We start from the raw sequence: 15737 nt of genomic DNA on the forward strand, positions 1-15737 counted from the left end.
TGTGAGGAACAATTAGTTTATTTGCTCGGAGATTAGTAAATAATGCTAACTAGGTAACTTGTTAATTTTTGGAATTTGTATTGCCGAATGTACGAAGTGTGCTGTACTATAAAAAGGAAAGAAAATTTTATACGAAAGAGGAAACATCTTGAAGAAAATTAACATCATCGTACCTACTCTTTTACTGTTTTTGTCTGTGATCGCTCTTCCAACATTTGCGAAAGCCGATACATCACTGCCACTGAATACAGTTGTTTCAGGATCCATTACTGAACAAGAACCAATGGATGCTTATACAGTAACTGTTCAGGAAGCAGGCATTTTATCGATAGATGTGAACGTCTATTTTTCGGCTGCATTTCTTGAAATACGAGATGCCAAAAATGAACGAATCGGTAATTTTGAAGGGGTTTTTCATGGACGTCCAGAAAATCCAACAAATCTTAATAAAAAAGTCAATCTTGAACCTGGTGTGTATACTGTAATTGTGAAAGATTATAATAGGACAAGTTATGGTAACTATGACTTGAAAGTTACATTGAATCCAGCGAACAACACGGAAATTGAACCGAATCAATCGATTGATGAAGCCATGGCGATTCAAGTGAATGACAAAAAAATTAGAGGATTCATTAGCGCGAATGATACGGAAGACTATTACAAAATCGAATTGGTCGAGCAGGGTCGTTTATTCCTCGAAATTGATTCCCAAATGATGAATGGTACGGTTCGGATATATGATGCAAATGGAGAAACTGTTACGTGGGAAAGTTTAGGTTTCTATAATGGATTACCATTGCTGTGGAAATCCCATATTGATTTTGATGCAGGTACGTACTATATCAGTGTAACCGGCAATGATACGTATCAAGGAATCTATGAAATGCTCGTTTCTTTCTCACCTGCTATTACGGATGAGGTTGAACCGAATAATTCAATAGCGACTGCAACCCCAGTTCAGTTAAACGACTTAAAGACACATAAGGGGTTTTTGAGTTATACCGATACAAAGGACTATTACAAAATCGAGATGCCGTATGATGGATATTTGACGGTTGAATTTTCTTCAGAGTTTAGTGCCTATCATTTAATCGATGAAAAAGATGTACCGTACGATTCATATGTGAGTAGCGGTGCGGTAGGGATTCCCGAAACGTCGACTAGAAAACAGCAGCTCAAAAAAGGAACGTATTATGTCGTGCCGATGAAGGGTGCGATTTGGCAAGGCGGCATTTATACGCTTGCATTTTCAGCTGAACCTGAAAGTAAAGAAAAGCATATGTTTAGGGATGTAATGGGCAGGTATACTACAGCAGTTAATTATTTGGTGGATAAAGACGTTACCAATGGAATAACGCCCTTTTATTTCGGAGTGAATGAAAAGATTAAACGGGTAGATGCAGCGATTTGGCTTGCAAAGATGTTAGAGTTGGATACTTCAAACTCAGCGAGTACACCGTATTTAGACGTGCCTAAAAGGGCTTGGGGAGCGGTAAATGCTCTAAAACAAGCGGATATTGCAAACGGCAAGTCGAAAACTCATTTCGGAGCGAATGATACGATGACACGTGGTGAGATGGCGTTAATGATCCAACGAGCGTATCAATTATCCGGTGACGGTGTGCATCTGCCATTTATCGATGTTTCGCCACGGTATGAAGATGCGGTCAAAGCGCTTTTGAAACACAACATTACGCAAGGGAAATCAGCCAATCAGTTCGGTACCAATATAGCGATCACTCGTGGAGAAATGGCGATATTTTTACACCGGGCAGACGAAACGAAATAAGAGGAAATGCTGGTGCGGATCAGATGGATTCAGCACCGGTTTTTCATTTATTCTATTCAGGACTTAATGTGTAAAATGAATGCCATCAATCATTCCGCTCGTAGCATGTATTCAATACGAATCGGATTCTTAATGAGTTGAAAGCAGTAATGTTTAGGAAAAGAAAGAGGTGAAACACCATGAAGAAGGCTAGCATCTTAGTACTTGTCCTATCACTATTTTTATTTGTATTTCCACTACCTAAGACAGTAAAAGCCGATACGGTTCTTCCGTATAATACAACTGTCACTGGTGAAATTACCGAACATTCTTCAAGTCAAGCATACACTGTAACTGCTGAGGAGGCAGGAACACTCACAATTAATTTCACGGTATACTTTTCTTCAGCCCTATTGGAATTTAGAGATTCCAATAATGAACTTGTGGGCGAATACGAATGGGTAAATGGCGGTAGTCCTGGAAATCCGAAAATTTTACAAAAGGAAGTAAATATTGAACCAGTTGTGTATACTGTATTTGTTAAAGACAATAACAAAATAAGTTTTGGGAAATATGATCTATCAGTAGCATTTAATCCAGTACACAATACGGAAACGGAACCCAATCAAACGTTTACCGAAGCGATGTCAATTCAAGTGAATGGAAAGCGGATCCGTGGGTTTATTAGCGCAAACGATCATCATGACTACTATAAAGTGGAGGTAGAGGAAGCAGGTCGGCTGAAACTGGATATCGTTTCCCAAATGCGTAGCGGAACTGTTGAATTCTACGATGCAAAGGGAGACATGATTTCTCGGGATTCATTAGGATATTATGAAGGAACACCAGTTACATGGAAAACGCATCAAGACTTTGAGGCGGGCACGTACTACATTCATATAATGGGATATGGTTCCAATCAAGGCATTTATGAAATGCTTGTTTCGTTTATGCCTGCAAATAATGAAGAAATTGAACTGAATAATAACAAGTTTACCGCAATGCCCATCTCGATAATGGATCCGAAAATGTACACCGGCTTTTTAAGTTATACAGATCGCTATGACTACTATAAGATAGATATGAAATTTGATGGGTATGTAACGATCAATTTCTCATCAGAATTTAGTGGTTACCAATTAACGGATGGTATAAGTATCAATTATGCTTCACATAGAGGTAGTGGCAGTATCGGACACCCTGAAGCTTCCACTCAAAGAATTGCACTCCCGAAAGGCGTCTATTATTTCGTTCCTTTTGCACAAGTTTCTTGGCAAAGTGGCGTGTACACGATGTCCTTCAAAGCGGAAGTGGATTTTAAAGATGTAACAGGCAGGTATATGCCGGCGGTCACCTTCTTGGCAGACAAAGAAGTGACAAATGGCATTACAAAAACTGAATTTGGCGTATACGACAACATTAAACGCGTGGATGCAGCGATTTGGCTTGCGAAAATATTGGAGTTGGATCAATCAGATTCAACAACTACAACCTATTTGGATGTACCGAAAAGAGCATGGGGAGCGGTGAATGCGTTAAAGGTTGCAAACATTGCAAACGGAAAATCAGCAACCCATTTTGGTGCGGATGATACAATGACACGTGGTGAAATGGCGTTGCTCCTAAAACGGGCATATGGACTATCAGCAGAAGGTGTGGAGCATCCTTTTATAGATGTAGCGCCACATTATGAAGAAGCGGTAAATGCTTTATTGAAAAATAATGTGACGCAAGGGAAATCGCCTACCCGATTTGGGACCGGCGAACCGATTACGCGTGGTGAAATGGCATTGTTTTTATATCGGGTGGAAGCAGCCCGTTAATAGAGGACCGGTGCAGATGCTAGTCATCATGCACCGGTTTTAATCAAAATTGAATAACGAAACTTTGAACGAGCGTAGGACGCTGCGTTTATTTCGGCTTTTCGCGCTCGGATTTCTCGCGCTGGTTCGGCGTCATGGGTTCTTGCTTCGGATGTAAATTCCCGAGCTCTGCAAGCTCCATCGATATTTCTTCTTTCCCATTGGCATTGACGACATTACTATTCGCGTTTTTGCGCTGAATGTTCTTCATTGAAAAAACCTCCTTTTGCACTGTAGTATGGGAGGATTTTTTTAATTGATGTACACATCGAAGTTTATTTAGAGCAAAGATGAACTCGAGTATAGAGTAGTGAGAAAGATATCGCTTTACATTTGCGATTTGTCAATGTTGATAGAGTGACTGGAAATTACATGAAGTGGTGTTCGCGAAAAATTTCTTGGTAAAATACCTAGGAATCACTTTAGAAGCTTTGGTACTAAGTACGCAAGGAGTCGAGAGACATACTTTTAAATATTCAAGAACATAAAAAAAGACCCTACACGAGGGTCTTTTTTTTAGCCGTAATTAAGCTTTTTGAACGTTTGAAGCTTGTAGGCCGCGTTGTCCTTGTTCGATTTCAAATGTTACACTTTGACCTTCGTCTAAAGATTTGAAACCTTCGCTTTGAATTGCTGAGAAATGTACGAATACATCCTCTCCACCTTCACGCTCGATGAATCCAAAACCTTTTTCTGCGTTGAACCACTTAACTGTACCTTGTTCCATTAATATTACCTCCTAGTGTGGATTTCCACACGATGTGTTACTATTCTTGCTCAAATACTTTAGACGAAAAGCAAAATCCTAATATCCATTCGATAAAAGAACAAAAATAATTCTTCTTAAGAATAACACATAGTTGAAGAAAAAGCTAATCGTATGAATATTATTTGATTTCTTCGTAGTATAGAGACTTATCTAAATTCGTTTCTTCTATTTTCATAGAAAACTCTTGGTCTAAATATGTAAAAAGACTAAAAATTTTATTGGCATAACGACAGTCTTCGCTGCAATTCTCGAAACAGACGGAAGGAAATTGAGCAAACTGCACCATTTGCCATCGTAACTGTGCGTTCTTTCGTATGTAGTTCTACTACATGCTGAAGATTTATTAAAAAACTTTTATGGCATCGAAAGAAAGACTCTCCTAGCTGTTCAAAGTCTATCAGTTTACCGTAAAATTCGTAGTATCCATTTCTCTCATGCAATTCAAGCTTATGTGGACTTGAAGACGTTTCAATGAAATAAATATCTTGAAGCTTTATGTTCTTAATACGTTCGCCAATTTTAATTTGCACCATTGATGATTGATCAAATTCACCGAGCTGTTTATACTTTTGGAATGCAACTTGCAGCACGTCAACAACTTGCGAACTGATTTGACTGGGCGTATCTTTCACGATGAAATCCAGTGCGGCTAGTTTGTAAGTGAATGTCATTTTTAATTGATCGGCATGTGACGTAATGAAAATAATCGTCGCTAGCGGGTCTTTTTTTCTAATTTCAACAGCGATATCCATCCCGTTGAGTCGGTGATTCAGCTCGATATCTAGAAAGTAGCAATCAGCTTGATGTTTCTCCAAATAGGTTAACACTTCATCTGGTTGGTTGGCAGACAGGACAATTTCAATACTTGGTTCATGAAATAGCGCATAGTTTGTAATGGCTTGATGTAAAAGCTGTCTTTGATGCGTGTCATCTTCACAAAGTAGAACCTTCACCAAAATTCCTCCCGTCAATCGTCATTTCATGAATAAACATATGATTTTCAATGCGTGTGTTTAATGTGACATTCGCGTAATTGGACAATATTTTTCTAACGTTGAATAGACCAAATCCACGATTTTCGCCCTTTGTTGAAGTCTTTTCCTCAAACAATTTTTTACTGTTTATTGTATCCAACGTTGTTCGATTCTCGATGATCATGACGACTTTGTTTGGCATAGTAATGAAAGCCAGATGAATCTTAGGATTTTTCAAAGAGGTGCTAGCCTCAATGGCATTGTCTAAAAGAATACCGATAATACGCGACAAATGTATACGATTCATTGCGATGTCTTGAATCGTGTCTGGAATTTCGATCGTCATGGGAATATGTGATTCATCCGCAATGAGTAGCTTAGTAGCAATCAACCCCTTTAACTCAATCATTTTAAGGTTCTCAAGCTGGCTAAACATTTTGTTCTTAAACAACGAACGTTGCTCTTCTCTACTAATTTGTTCGTTAAAATATTTTTGCAGGCCAGCCAAATCTTCTTGCTCTATGTATCCTCGTAATGTTAATAGAATATTTGCGTAGTCATGTCGGAATGTTTGCATCTCACGGTTCACTTGTTCTAATGCTTGCATATATTGTTTAAATTGCTGCTGCTCAATCATTTGTTGGTTTAGTCGGTTCTCCTTACTAATGGTACGTAATAGAATCGTAGTCAAGCCGACCATTATGAAAAAATAAACAAATAAGGCGACTAAGTTAACCGAGGAAATCTGGATATCTCCTTGTTCCATTGGAATAAAAATAAGTGTGTAGAAAACGAAAAAAGTGATGCTTGTGATAAGCAATAATAATAGTTGAGATTGACTTGAAAGGCTTAATTGAGCCTTGTATTGAAATAAGTATTTTTTATAAAACACCATAACAAATGCAATAAGAACAACGATAAGTATCCCGTGAATGATAGGTGGTAAAGAGAGTTTATTGACAAAGAATAGCGTCGTAGATTCTGCTAAGATGCAAATAATATAAATGACGAATAGATGAAGAAACACCAGTTTGGTTCTTGTGAATATATAAAATAACCCCATGCTGAACAAGATACTTGCAACCATTGGAATCCAGAGCGCATGTTGAAAATAGATCGCCAATATCGTTACAAACGAATTGACGAATAAACACCAAATCACCCGTTGTAGTGTGATTTTCATGGACATTACATAAAAAAGCGATCCATAAATGATGAGAAAGTTAAATAGACTGAAAGCAATGAAAGAGGTCGTCATATGTCTCCTCCGATTCACAAAGTAGCCGCTCCTCTATACGGTCAGGAGTGTTTTTAAGACGTTGAAGATAAAACAGCCTTAACCAATTCTATCATGATTATAATGAAGGATGATCATAACATTACATGGTTTAGGAGTTGGAGGAGGCTTGTTACGTGAAAGAAGAACTATTGGAATTAAGTAATCAATCGCTGTTTATTGCATTTATCCTATTAGTAATTTCTATTATACCAGTTGGAATCGCATTGAAATCTAAAAATGTGTGGGGTAGCCGAATAGGTGTTAGTCTGATGTACTTGTCCTTTTTATTGCAACTTCTCTACTTCGTACTTAGATGGATAGCAATCGGACATGCACCTGTTAGTAATTTGTATGAGTTCATGACCTTCTTTGGCATCATGCTGATTGGAAGTGCACTCATCATGTATCATTTGTATAAACCAATAATTTTCTTGCTTTTTGCTATTCCAGTTTCACTTATCATTATGGGATTCGGCGCAGTATTTACAAGGGAAGCATCTCCTTTAATTCCCGCGCTTCAAAGTAATTGGTTGTCCATTCACGTAATTACTGTTGCGGTTTCAAGTGCGATTCTCTCCGTTGCATTTGTGACAGGGATTATTTACTTACTCAAAGTACTCAATGTAGATGAAAGAACGAAGCATACAAAAGGATTGGAATTTGTGATGTATTGCCTCGTTGTTGTTGTCGGTTTTATTATTGCTTCAATGACGTTTTCAATGACATTGGATGAAAAAGTTCTACAGTTTGAGAATCGAGAACGAGTTTTGGAAGAAGCGGTTTATAAAATGCCGGCCATTGTTGTAAATGACGGGGCGGTACTAATAAATGATCAAAAGGCAATCGAAGGATTCGAAATAACAAATGCCATTGATGCGAAAAAACTGAATTCGATTCTCTGGGCATTCATTGTAGGGACAGGTATTTATAGTCTTATTCGACTTATAACAAAGAAGAAAATCATTCAAATCGTAAAGCCGCTGACGACGAAAGTGAATCCAACAGTCATGGATGAGATGACTTGTCGTGCAGTAGTTGTAGGTTTTCCATTGTTCTCGTTAGGCGGTTTGCTGTTTGCGATGATTTGGGCACATCAAGCATGGGGGCGTTTTTGGGGGTGGGATCCCAAGGAAGTATGGGCTTTAATCACTTGGCTGTTTTACGCTGCCTTTCTCCATCTACGGACTTCGAAAGGATGGGAAGGAAGACGGACGGCGTGGATGGGCATAATCGGGTTTGGCCTAATTGTATTTAACCAAGTATTTGTAAACCTTGTGATTGCTGGTTTGCATTCATATGCATGAAGAGAAGACATCTCCTTTGGAATGAGGGGATGTCTTTTTCCACGCACTGAATAAAGACGCAACAATTTTTTCTACATAGGAAAAGAATGTTTTTCGAACTCCTCAATTTATTCAAATTAATTAAAGGAGAAAGTGTGTACTATGCAGAAGTTATTCTTATCGTAATTGAATGTAAAGGGGACGGGTTGCTGATGGAAGCTTTGCTAGTCATTGACGTACAGAATGGGATTGTGGAATTTGCAGATTTTCAAAAAGAATTAACCGTTATGAAAGACGTCATTGAAGATTTTAAGAGGAGAGGAAAGCCAGTAGTTTTTATCCGACATTTGGATGACGAGGAAGAAAGTTCTCTCTATAAAGGTTCGTCAGGTTCTGAATTGCACGCTTCGTTAAAGGAATATGCAGAGTGTATCGTTGAGAAGCAGACACCAAGCGCCTTTTTCAAAACGGACTTATCGAGTCGGTTAGAAAAGTTAGATGTAGACCATGTATTCATTATTGGCTTCAATACGGAGTTTTGCTGTCAGTTTACAGCAATTGCTGCTTTTGATCGAGGCTACAAAGTGACATTTATCGAAGATGGTACGGGTACAACCAATACTGCTGAATCATATGGTATGGCTGGTTTGGATATAAAGGATTTTGTCGGCACGGTGCTGCATTGGTCGAATGTTATTGAAGTGTTGGATTATGAGGAGTATATAGAAGTTTACAAGTAAGGAGTGGGCGCCATGCTACCGCAGGAATTGGCTGTCGAGAAAATTAGTGAGAGTTTGAAAAGAGATCCACTCGTGCAAGCGGTTTTTTTGAAAGGTTCGATGGGAAGGGGCGAGCATGATGCCCATTCAGATGTCGATCTTTACTGTGTGGTGAACGAAAAGGATGCGAAACAATTTCTTGCCAATCGATTAGAGCATGTGCATGCGTATCGAGAGACGATTTTATGGGATGATATTTTCATTGTCGCACCTCAAATCATCGCTGTATTTGACAATTTGTTGCACATTGATTTATTCACGGTCACAAAAGAAACGTTTGTTGGCGGAGACTATTTCACCGTGCTTTACGATCCACACCGTATACTGGATGAATTTGTAAATACACAAGGACTGACACTTACGGAAAATGAATATGAAGATGATGTCATGGATGTGGCTTGGTTTTTATTCCAATATAAAAAATCTGCTGCACGAGGAAATGATATGTGGTCAGTTAAAATGCTAACAAATGTCATCCATCATCTAGGGAGAGTTTTATTGTACCGATATGCCCCGGAACGAGCAAAGTTAGGATTGAAGACAATTGAACAGTCATTGCCGGAAGAGGTTGGTACGGAATTGAAGGGCATTATGGAGTTCATCACACCACAGAGGCACGCGCAGGCGGTAGAGCGGATTAGCACGTTGCTGGATCGTGAAGTGGAGTGGATGCAAAAGCGGTTTGCTGAAGAACATCAAACAATGCTTTTTTTACGAAGAATGATTGAACTGCATGGTAGTGAGTATCCATACTAATTTAAGATCACGATGTGGAAATGATTATCGAGGAACCAGAAGATTGCCCGCCAGGAAAGTATATTAGTTTTCACGATCCTTTTGGGAATGTATGGGAGTATTTGCGGTTTGCTTAGTACTTGTTGAGTAAGCCATTAACATAGGCTTACTCATTTTTTCATTTATAGACGCTTAACTGCTTATGGAGAAGATGCTTTTCGGGGAGGCAGACGATTAAAAGAATCATTAGCAATTTGGCTTGTAAAACTAAATTGGTTGGTATGCATAGTGACGAAAATGTAAGACTCCGAGTTGATTTGTTCGTTGAATCAATGGAAGAGTATTTCATCTCCATATATGCTTGCTATAGTAGAGCAAGAGAGGTCTGGAGGAATGACAAATGGATAGTGTACTAATAGCTCGAGGCATTCAAAAAGTGTATGGAACGAAAACGAATCTTTTTACGGTATTAAACGAAGTGGACCTAACAATACATAGAGGTGAATTTGTCGGCATCATGGGTCCTTCTGGAGCAGGGAAAACAACGTTACTCAATATTTTAGCTACAATTGACAAACCGACACTTGGTAGCATTCAAATTAACGGAAAAGATATTACGGGATTACGTGATGAACCACTATCAGAATTTAGAAGAACAAATTTAGGGTTCATCTTTCAAGATTACAATTTACTAGATTCTTTGACGATTCGAGAGAATATCTTATTGCCACTCGCCTTTGCAAATCAAGCGGTTGCAATGATAGACAGTAGAGTTACAGAAGTCGCTACAGTTCTAGGCATTCAATCCATTTTGGATAAATACCCTTATCAAACATCAGGTGGTCAAAAGCAACGAACCGCCGCGGCAAGAGCAATTATTCATAATCCTTCATTAGTTTTAGCGGATGAACCGACCGGTGCCTTGGATTCAAAATCATCAATGGATCTGCTAAATGCTTTTAACGTATTGAACCGTGATTTTCAAACAACAATTCTTATGGTGACACATGATGCGTTTGCAGCCAGTTATTGTGACCGCGTCATTTTCATAAAGGATGGCAGTTTATTTACGGAATTGGTGAAAGGGGATAAGGATCGAAAACAGTTTTTTAACCAATTGGTGACGACACTTTCCTCTATGGGGGGCGGTAACCATGAATTTGTATGATGTGGTCTTGAAAAACCTGAAGCATAATTTCGGAAGGTATTTCATTTATATCGCTTCACTCACGTTTAGTGTTTTAATCTATTTTACTTTTGTCTCCTTACAACATAATGAGCAAGTTGCAGATGCATTTGGCAGAGAAGATAAGTTGGGGCCTGTTTTGACGGGAGCTTCTATTTTGTTGCTAGTCTTTATTGCGATTTTTGTATGGTACTCAAATACATTTTTTATTCGAAATCGAAAGCAAGAAATCGGTCTTTACGCATTAGTAGGGGGAACAAAATCAGAAATCGGTCGAATGCTATTTTATGAGAATTTGTTGATGAGCCTTCTTTCATTAGGGGTAGGTATTGGCTTGGGGCAAGTATTCTCCGTGTTTTTCAGTATGATTCTTCTCAAAATCATGGGGATTCATACAGTTGTGCATTTCACAGTTAATGTAGCACCTATCGTGCAAACTGTTTTTGTGTTTATGCTTATTATGCTATTAGCTTCGTTCCAGGTAAATCGGATCGTTCATCGCTTTCAACTTATTGACCTGTTTCAAGCGAAAAATAAAGTCCAGACAGTAATAAAACCATCTATATTCGTTGCCGTGATGGCGTTTGTATTGCTAGGTTTTAGTTATTGGAGTCTATTACATGCCTACGATTTGAAAAGTTGGGATACTCATTTTGGACGTAATTTCTTTGGGGTTATCATTTTGATCGTAACGGGTTCTTATTTATTGTTTCATTCTGGTAGTGGGCTATTTGTTCATATCCTACAAAATAAGAAGGGTGCATATTACAAATGGAAGAACTTAATTACATTTACCCAGCTGAAAAGTAGACTTAAAACGAATGCGATTATACTTACAGTCATATCCGTATTGAATGGTATCACGATTGTCGCATTTGGATTTGCCGTTACGATGTACTATAACACGATGCAGACATTGAAGGATCACATTCCGTTCAGTTATCAGTTTGAAGTCACAGACGAATCCATTAACGAGAAAATGAATGCTATTCTTATGGAAAGTAAGGAATACCCTGTCCTTTTTGATGAGACATTCGAGTATGTAATGGTGCCAGGACAAGTAGATGACCTGGACAACATTCCAGGGGGCTATTATTACTATGACCAGCAGTTTACTGTCCTATCAGCTGCGACCTATAATCACCTTGCCGACCAATTAGACCGTCAACCTGTACCCACTCTTGATAGTGGCGATGTAGTCATGCTCGGACGGAATTTTATTGGTTCTCAAAAAGAAGATGAAAATGTCGGTCGAACATTGTCCCTAGGTATGAATGAAGAATATAGTCCATTACAGGTAGTAGGGAATAAAATCGAATCTATGTTTAACTACGATGTTCTACCATCTGTCCTGATCGTGAACGATGAAGTATTTCAACAGATGAGAGAGGAATATAACTTAACGATGACTCGAGTCGTAAAGGTTAAAAATCAAGAACAGTCAGCCCCGTTAACGGAAAGGTTGAGAGCTACTTATGAAGAAGGGAATCGACATGGATTTGATTTAAAAATGGGATTTTATAGTTATTCGGAAAACTATGAGCTTGCACAATCCATTTATGGATTACTCATCTTCGTCTTTGGATTTTTAGGACTCGTCTTTTTAACAGCGACTGGAAGTATTATTTACTTTAAAATGCTGACTGAAATTGTGGAGGATCGTCAAAGGTATCAAGCTTTACGGAAGCTTGGCTTAAGTAAGAGGAAAGTGAAAAAACTAATTGCGAGACAAACGTTCATCCTATTTTTGCTGCCGCTTGTCATCGGTATTGGACATAGTTCGGTCATCCTTGGCGCTTTAGCGAATGTAATGGCGATAAACTTTATTACACCTGTTGTATCTTGCATAATTGTTTACTCTTTGCTTTATGGCGTCTATTACAAATTAACTTTATGGACAGCGAATAAACTTGTAAATTCGTAGGAACCTATATATTAAGTTAAATGTAATGAAAAACCGCATGACATCAAGGTTGAAACTTGGTGTCATACGGTTTTTATTTAAACAAAGTTTTGTCCTACGTAACGATTGAATAGTAATCCAGTCGTTTTGGGAAGTGGATGGTAATTTTCGTGTATTGATGTTCTTGAGATGAAATGGATAGCTGATGTCCGAGTTTATGTGCTAGCTTATTCGCTAGGTACAGACCCATCCCCGTAGATTTGTGATAAATCCTTCCGTTCGTACCAGTGAAACCTAAATCGAAAACACGAGGGATATCGGATTTTGATATGCCAATTCCATTGTCGATGATAGTCAATCGAACTTCTTTTTGATCTTCTTCTGAATGAATGGAAATTGTTCCTTCATCAGCACTGTATTTTAATGCATTGGCGATGATTTCCGACAGTAAATACCCTAACCATTTTGAATCGGTTTCCACTTGTGTAGAGTCCAATTGAATAGCTGCTTTGATCTTTCGTTGAATAAATTGTTTAGCGTGTTTTTTAACGACTGTGCGAACGATTTTGTCCAATTCTGTTTGTACGATGTGATAATCCTGGGAAAAATGATCCGTTCGCGTAAAGTAGAGGGCTTGTTCCACGTTCCGTTCGATACGTGAAATTTCCTCTTGAATGCTGAGTGTGTCAACGTTACTAGGTGCTTGTTCAAGAATGAGTTTACAGACTGCAATCGGTGTTTTAATCTCATGAAACCACGAAGTCATGAACTCCAACGATTCTTTTTTCTCTTGCATAATGGCAAGCATTTTTTGTTGATGCTCTTCATTGACTGTTTGAAACCATTGCATATATAAGTGCTGCTCGTATGTATGAGGTTCTCCGACACCTTCCGGGATAAAAATTCCTTCATTCCAATGAGCAGTCATTTTTGTGAAATGCTTTTTGGTGATAAAATAGTCGATTGCTAAGTAAGCAGTCAAGAAGCCTAGACAAACAGCATGGATATAGAGAACATTGGAAATATGTACGGACATTGTCGGTTCTACATAGAGCATAATCGTAACGAATGCCATGATCAGTACGTACAAAGCTATTACTCGCTTTTGGAAGGTCAAATACTGCCGAAAGGAAACATTCATACAAGCATATACCCCTGACCTTTTTTCGTTTGAATGTAATCATCGATCCCATTTTCGCTTAATTTTCTCCGCAGTCGATTCATGTTGACCGTTAATGTATTGTCATCAATGAAATTCTCATCTTCCCATAAGGCAGTCATCAGCTCATCCCTTTGAACAATTTGGTTTTTATGTTCAAGCAGAATGCAAAGAATTTTAAATTCGTTCTTTGTTAGCTCAATATCTTGATGATTAATCGTAACAACTGCTTTCTTCACATGGAGCGTCAGATCTCGGTGCGTAAGGACGTGCGTTTCCACCTGATGATAGGTGTAGGATCTTCTCAGGAGTGTGTGGATTTTCGTAAGGAGCATCTCCATCGAAAACGGTTTTTGGATAAAATCATCGCCACCCATGTTTAACGCCATCATCATATCCATCATTTCTGTACGAGATGAGAGAAAGAGAATCGGAATGTTTGAGTGACGACGAATCCGTTCACACCAATGAAAGCCATTATAGTAGGGCAGGTTAATATCCATAATGACGAGGTGGGGATTAGTAGATTGAAAGGACTCTTCTACTTTTTGAAAATCTTCTACTGTTTGCGCGATATAGCCCCATTTTCGTAACTCCGCTGCGACCAATTCACTGATTTTCTTTTCATCTTCAACAATTAAAATAGTGAACATCGATTTCACGTCCTAAATATAGAAGTTATCTAAATTGTACCACAAGCTTTTATGTGAAATAGCGTAGTGACAAAAATGTAAGGAAGGGTCGGGGTGGAACGGGTTTTACCGTATGTAAAAGCGAGGAATGTGCTAGCAAGATACTCTTCCGTGGTTGTGCAATCGAGTTAACTGATTGTTGGGAGCCGTCCTGGTGAACAGTTTATGTTATTGTCGCTGTGCTACGAGATGTACCGATGATCCCGCGAAAATAGATAGGAGAATAATTAATGCTTCAACAAGTTCATGTTAGTGTATCAATAATATAGATTTAATTGACTGAATGTTCTTTATGAAGTAGATTGGTAAGTAGAAGAGTATAGGAATGGAGATGAAGTGCATTTATTATTAAAGAGCGAATGGCGCCTCAGTTGTTGGAAGCATTGGATGCTGCTATCAGGCGATTGCCGGAATATCATGAAATGATGCCTATTTTAAAGGCGAAGTACGCCGCTGTTCAAGCTGGATTTGGTGGTGAACAGGAGTTGGATAAGGTTTTTGAACGGTATGCTTTTTCAATGGAGTATGGTGTTTTTCATGATGTATCGCTTGTATCGAGCACACTTTTTCAAGTGGATACGTTGTTGGTTACCCCATGGTATGCAGTCTTATTCGAAGTGAAAAATATTGCAGGTGAATTAATGGTAACAGCTAATCCGCCGCAGTTGATTCGCAAGTCTGATTCTGGCCAAGTGAGTGGATTTAAAAGTCCCATTGCCCAGCTGGAGAGCAATTGTGAGCTGTTTGAAGATTGGTTAACTAGCAGAGGGTTGTCAGTTCCTGTGTATGGCGCCGTCGTCCTCGCGTATGCAAAACAGCGAATTGACGTGTTTGACACGGAAGTTCCAATTTTATTTCCACATGCAGTCCCGACATTCATTCGCAAACTCCCGAGAGGTTCTCGCATGTTGGATGATCAAGCATTTAGGGGTCTACTGAATAGCTTGAAGAAGTGTCATCGTCCATTTATTCCTGCACCAATTTGTAGTACATATGCTATTTCCAAACAAGACATTCGTACGGGTGTGATTTGTCCTGGGTGTGGGGGTTTTGGGATGGAGAAATACTCGGGAGGCTGGCGTTGTCTGTCTTGTGGGAAAACCAGTCGAAAAGCGCATGAGCAAGCAATCCGTGATTGGTTCCTATTGTTTGGTGGAGAGATGAGGAATAAAGATTGCAGGACATTTCTTCATGTAGATCGACAGCAAACTGCACATCGCCTTTTGGTATCGATGGAGTTACAGACGAAAGGTACGTATAGGGACAGAGTGTATAAAAATCCTTATCAATTATAATAGTGAGAAAAAGCGCACAGCAATGTGTGCTTTTTCATTGGAAATGATAGAGT

At 38.9% G+C, this 15737-nt stretch carries 14 protein-coding genes; 8 read left to right on the forward strand and 6 right to left on the reverse strand.

The genetic code is table 11. The features are described 5' to 3' along the window. The first annotated feature begins 148 nt into the window (after window positions 1-148). Complete coding sequence (locus NRI27_RS12605; RefSeq protein WP_371390999.1) at window positions 149-1789, forward strand: S-layer homology domain-containing protein; 1641 nt, start codon at window positions 149-151, stop codon at window positions 1787-1789. Between the two features lie 179 nt (window positions 1790-1968). Next, window positions 1969-3591: an S-layer homology domain-containing protein gene (locus tag NRI27_RS12610; RefSeq protein WP_371391000.1), complete on the forward strand. Its 1623-nt coding sequence runs from the start codon at window positions 1969-1971 to the stop codon at window positions 3589-3591. Between the two features lie 88 nt (window positions 3592-3679). On the opposite strand, the gene NRI27_RS12615 is transcribed toward NRI27_RS12610, so the two are convergent. The 4 genes from NRI27_RS12615 to NRI27_RS12630 form a co-directional block, all read right to left on the reverse strand. Then, window positions 3680-3841 carry a hypothetical protein gene (locus NRI27_RS12615; RefSeq protein WP_317946838.1) on the reverse strand — a complete coding sequence of 54 codons (162 nt, stop codon included), beginning with the start codon at window positions 3839-3841 and terminating at the stop codon, window positions 3680-3682. Window positions 3842-4156: 315 nt separating this feature from the next. Continuing rightward, a complete protein-coding gene (locus NRI27_RS12620; protein WP_317946839.1) occupies window positions 4157-4357 on the reverse strand; it encodes a cold-shock protein in 201 nt (66 codons plus the stop codon). 257 nt (window positions 4358-4614) lie between these two features. Beyond that, window positions 4615-5352, reverse strand: coding sequence for a LytR/AlgR family response regulator transcription factor (locus NRI27_RS12625; protein ID WP_371391001.1), 738 nt, complete (start codon window positions 5350-5352; stop codon window positions 4615-4617). Beyond that, a complete protein-coding gene (locus NRI27_RS12630) occupies window positions 5333-6631 on the reverse strand; it encodes a sensor histidine kinase (RefSeq protein ID WP_371391003.1) in 1299 nt (432 codons plus the stop codon). The genes NRI27_RS12625 and NRI27_RS12630 overlap by 20 nt, the downstream gene beginning before the upstream one ends. 155 nt (window positions 6632-6786) lie before the next feature. Between NRI27_RS12630 and ccsB the strand changes: the two genes are divergently transcribed. The 5 genes from ccsB to NRI27_RS12655 all read left to right on the forward strand — a co-directional run bounded on the left by ccsB (window position 6787) and on the right by NRI27_RS12655 (window position 12559). Next, window positions 6787-7956 (forward strand): c-type cytochrome biogenesis protein CcsB, encoded by a 1170-nt coding sequence (ccsB, locus tag NRI27_RS12635; protein ID WP_371391004.1) that lies wholly within the window; start codon window positions 6787-6789, stop codon window positions 7954-7956. Between the two features lie 191 nt (window positions 7957-8147). Further along, window positions 8148-8675, forward strand: a complete 528-nt coding sequence (locus tag NRI27_RS12640) for an isochorismatase family protein (protein ID WP_371391005.1) — start codon at window positions 8148-8150, stop codon at window positions 8673-8675. Between the two features lie 12 nt (window positions 8676-8687). After that, entirely contained in the window at window positions 8688-9470 is a 783-nt protein-coding gene (locus tag NRI27_RS12645; protein WP_371391006.1) for a nucleotidyltransferase domain-containing protein, read from the forward strand. Between the two features lie 379 nt (window positions 9471-9849). Further along, complete coding sequence (locus tag NRI27_RS12650) at window positions 9850-10617, forward strand: ABC transporter ATP-binding protein (RefSeq protein WP_371391008.1); 768 nt, start codon at window positions 9850-9852, stop codon at window positions 10615-10617. Next, window positions 10604-12559 carry an FtsX-like permease family protein gene (locus tag NRI27_RS12655; RefSeq protein WP_371391009.1) on the forward strand — a complete coding sequence of 652 codons (1956 nt, stop codon included), beginning with the start codon at window positions 10604-10606 and terminating at the stop codon, window positions 12557-12559. Before NRI27_RS12650 ends, NRI27_RS12655 begins: the two co-directional genes overlap by 14 nt. Window positions 12560-12653: 94 nt before the next feature. Here the strand turns inward: NRI27_RS12655 and NRI27_RS12660 are convergent, their stop codons facing one another. Further along, window positions 12654-13679 carry a sensor histidine kinase gene (locus NRI27_RS12660; RefSeq protein WP_371391011.1) on the reverse strand — a complete coding sequence of 342 codons (1026 nt, stop codon included), beginning with the start codon at window positions 13677-13679 and terminating at the stop codon, window positions 12654-12656. Further along, complete coding sequence (locus NRI27_RS12665; RefSeq protein ID WP_371391013.1) at window positions 13676-14350, reverse strand: response regulator transcription factor; 675 nt, start codon at window positions 14348-14350, stop codon at window positions 13676-13678. Before NRI27_RS12665 ends, NRI27_RS12660 begins: the two co-directional genes overlap by 4 nt. A 398-nt stretch (window positions 14351-14748) precedes the next feature. Here NRI27_RS12665 and NRI27_RS12670 point away from each other — a divergent pair, with 398 nt between their 5' ends. Further along, the gene (locus NRI27_RS12670) at window positions 14749-15684 is read left to right on the forward strand and encodes a nuclease-related domain-containing protein (RefSeq protein ID WP_371391014.1); all 936 of its coding nucleotides are present in this window, start codon (window positions 14749-14751) and stop codon (window positions 15682-15684) included. Window positions 15685-15737: the final 53 nt, after the last annotated feature.

The organism is Sporosarcina sp. OR05, assembly GCF_041414805.1.
GTDB classification, from domain to species: domain Bacteria; phylum Bacillota; class Bacilli; order Bacillales_A; family Planococcaceae; genus Sporosarcina; species Sporosarcina saromensis.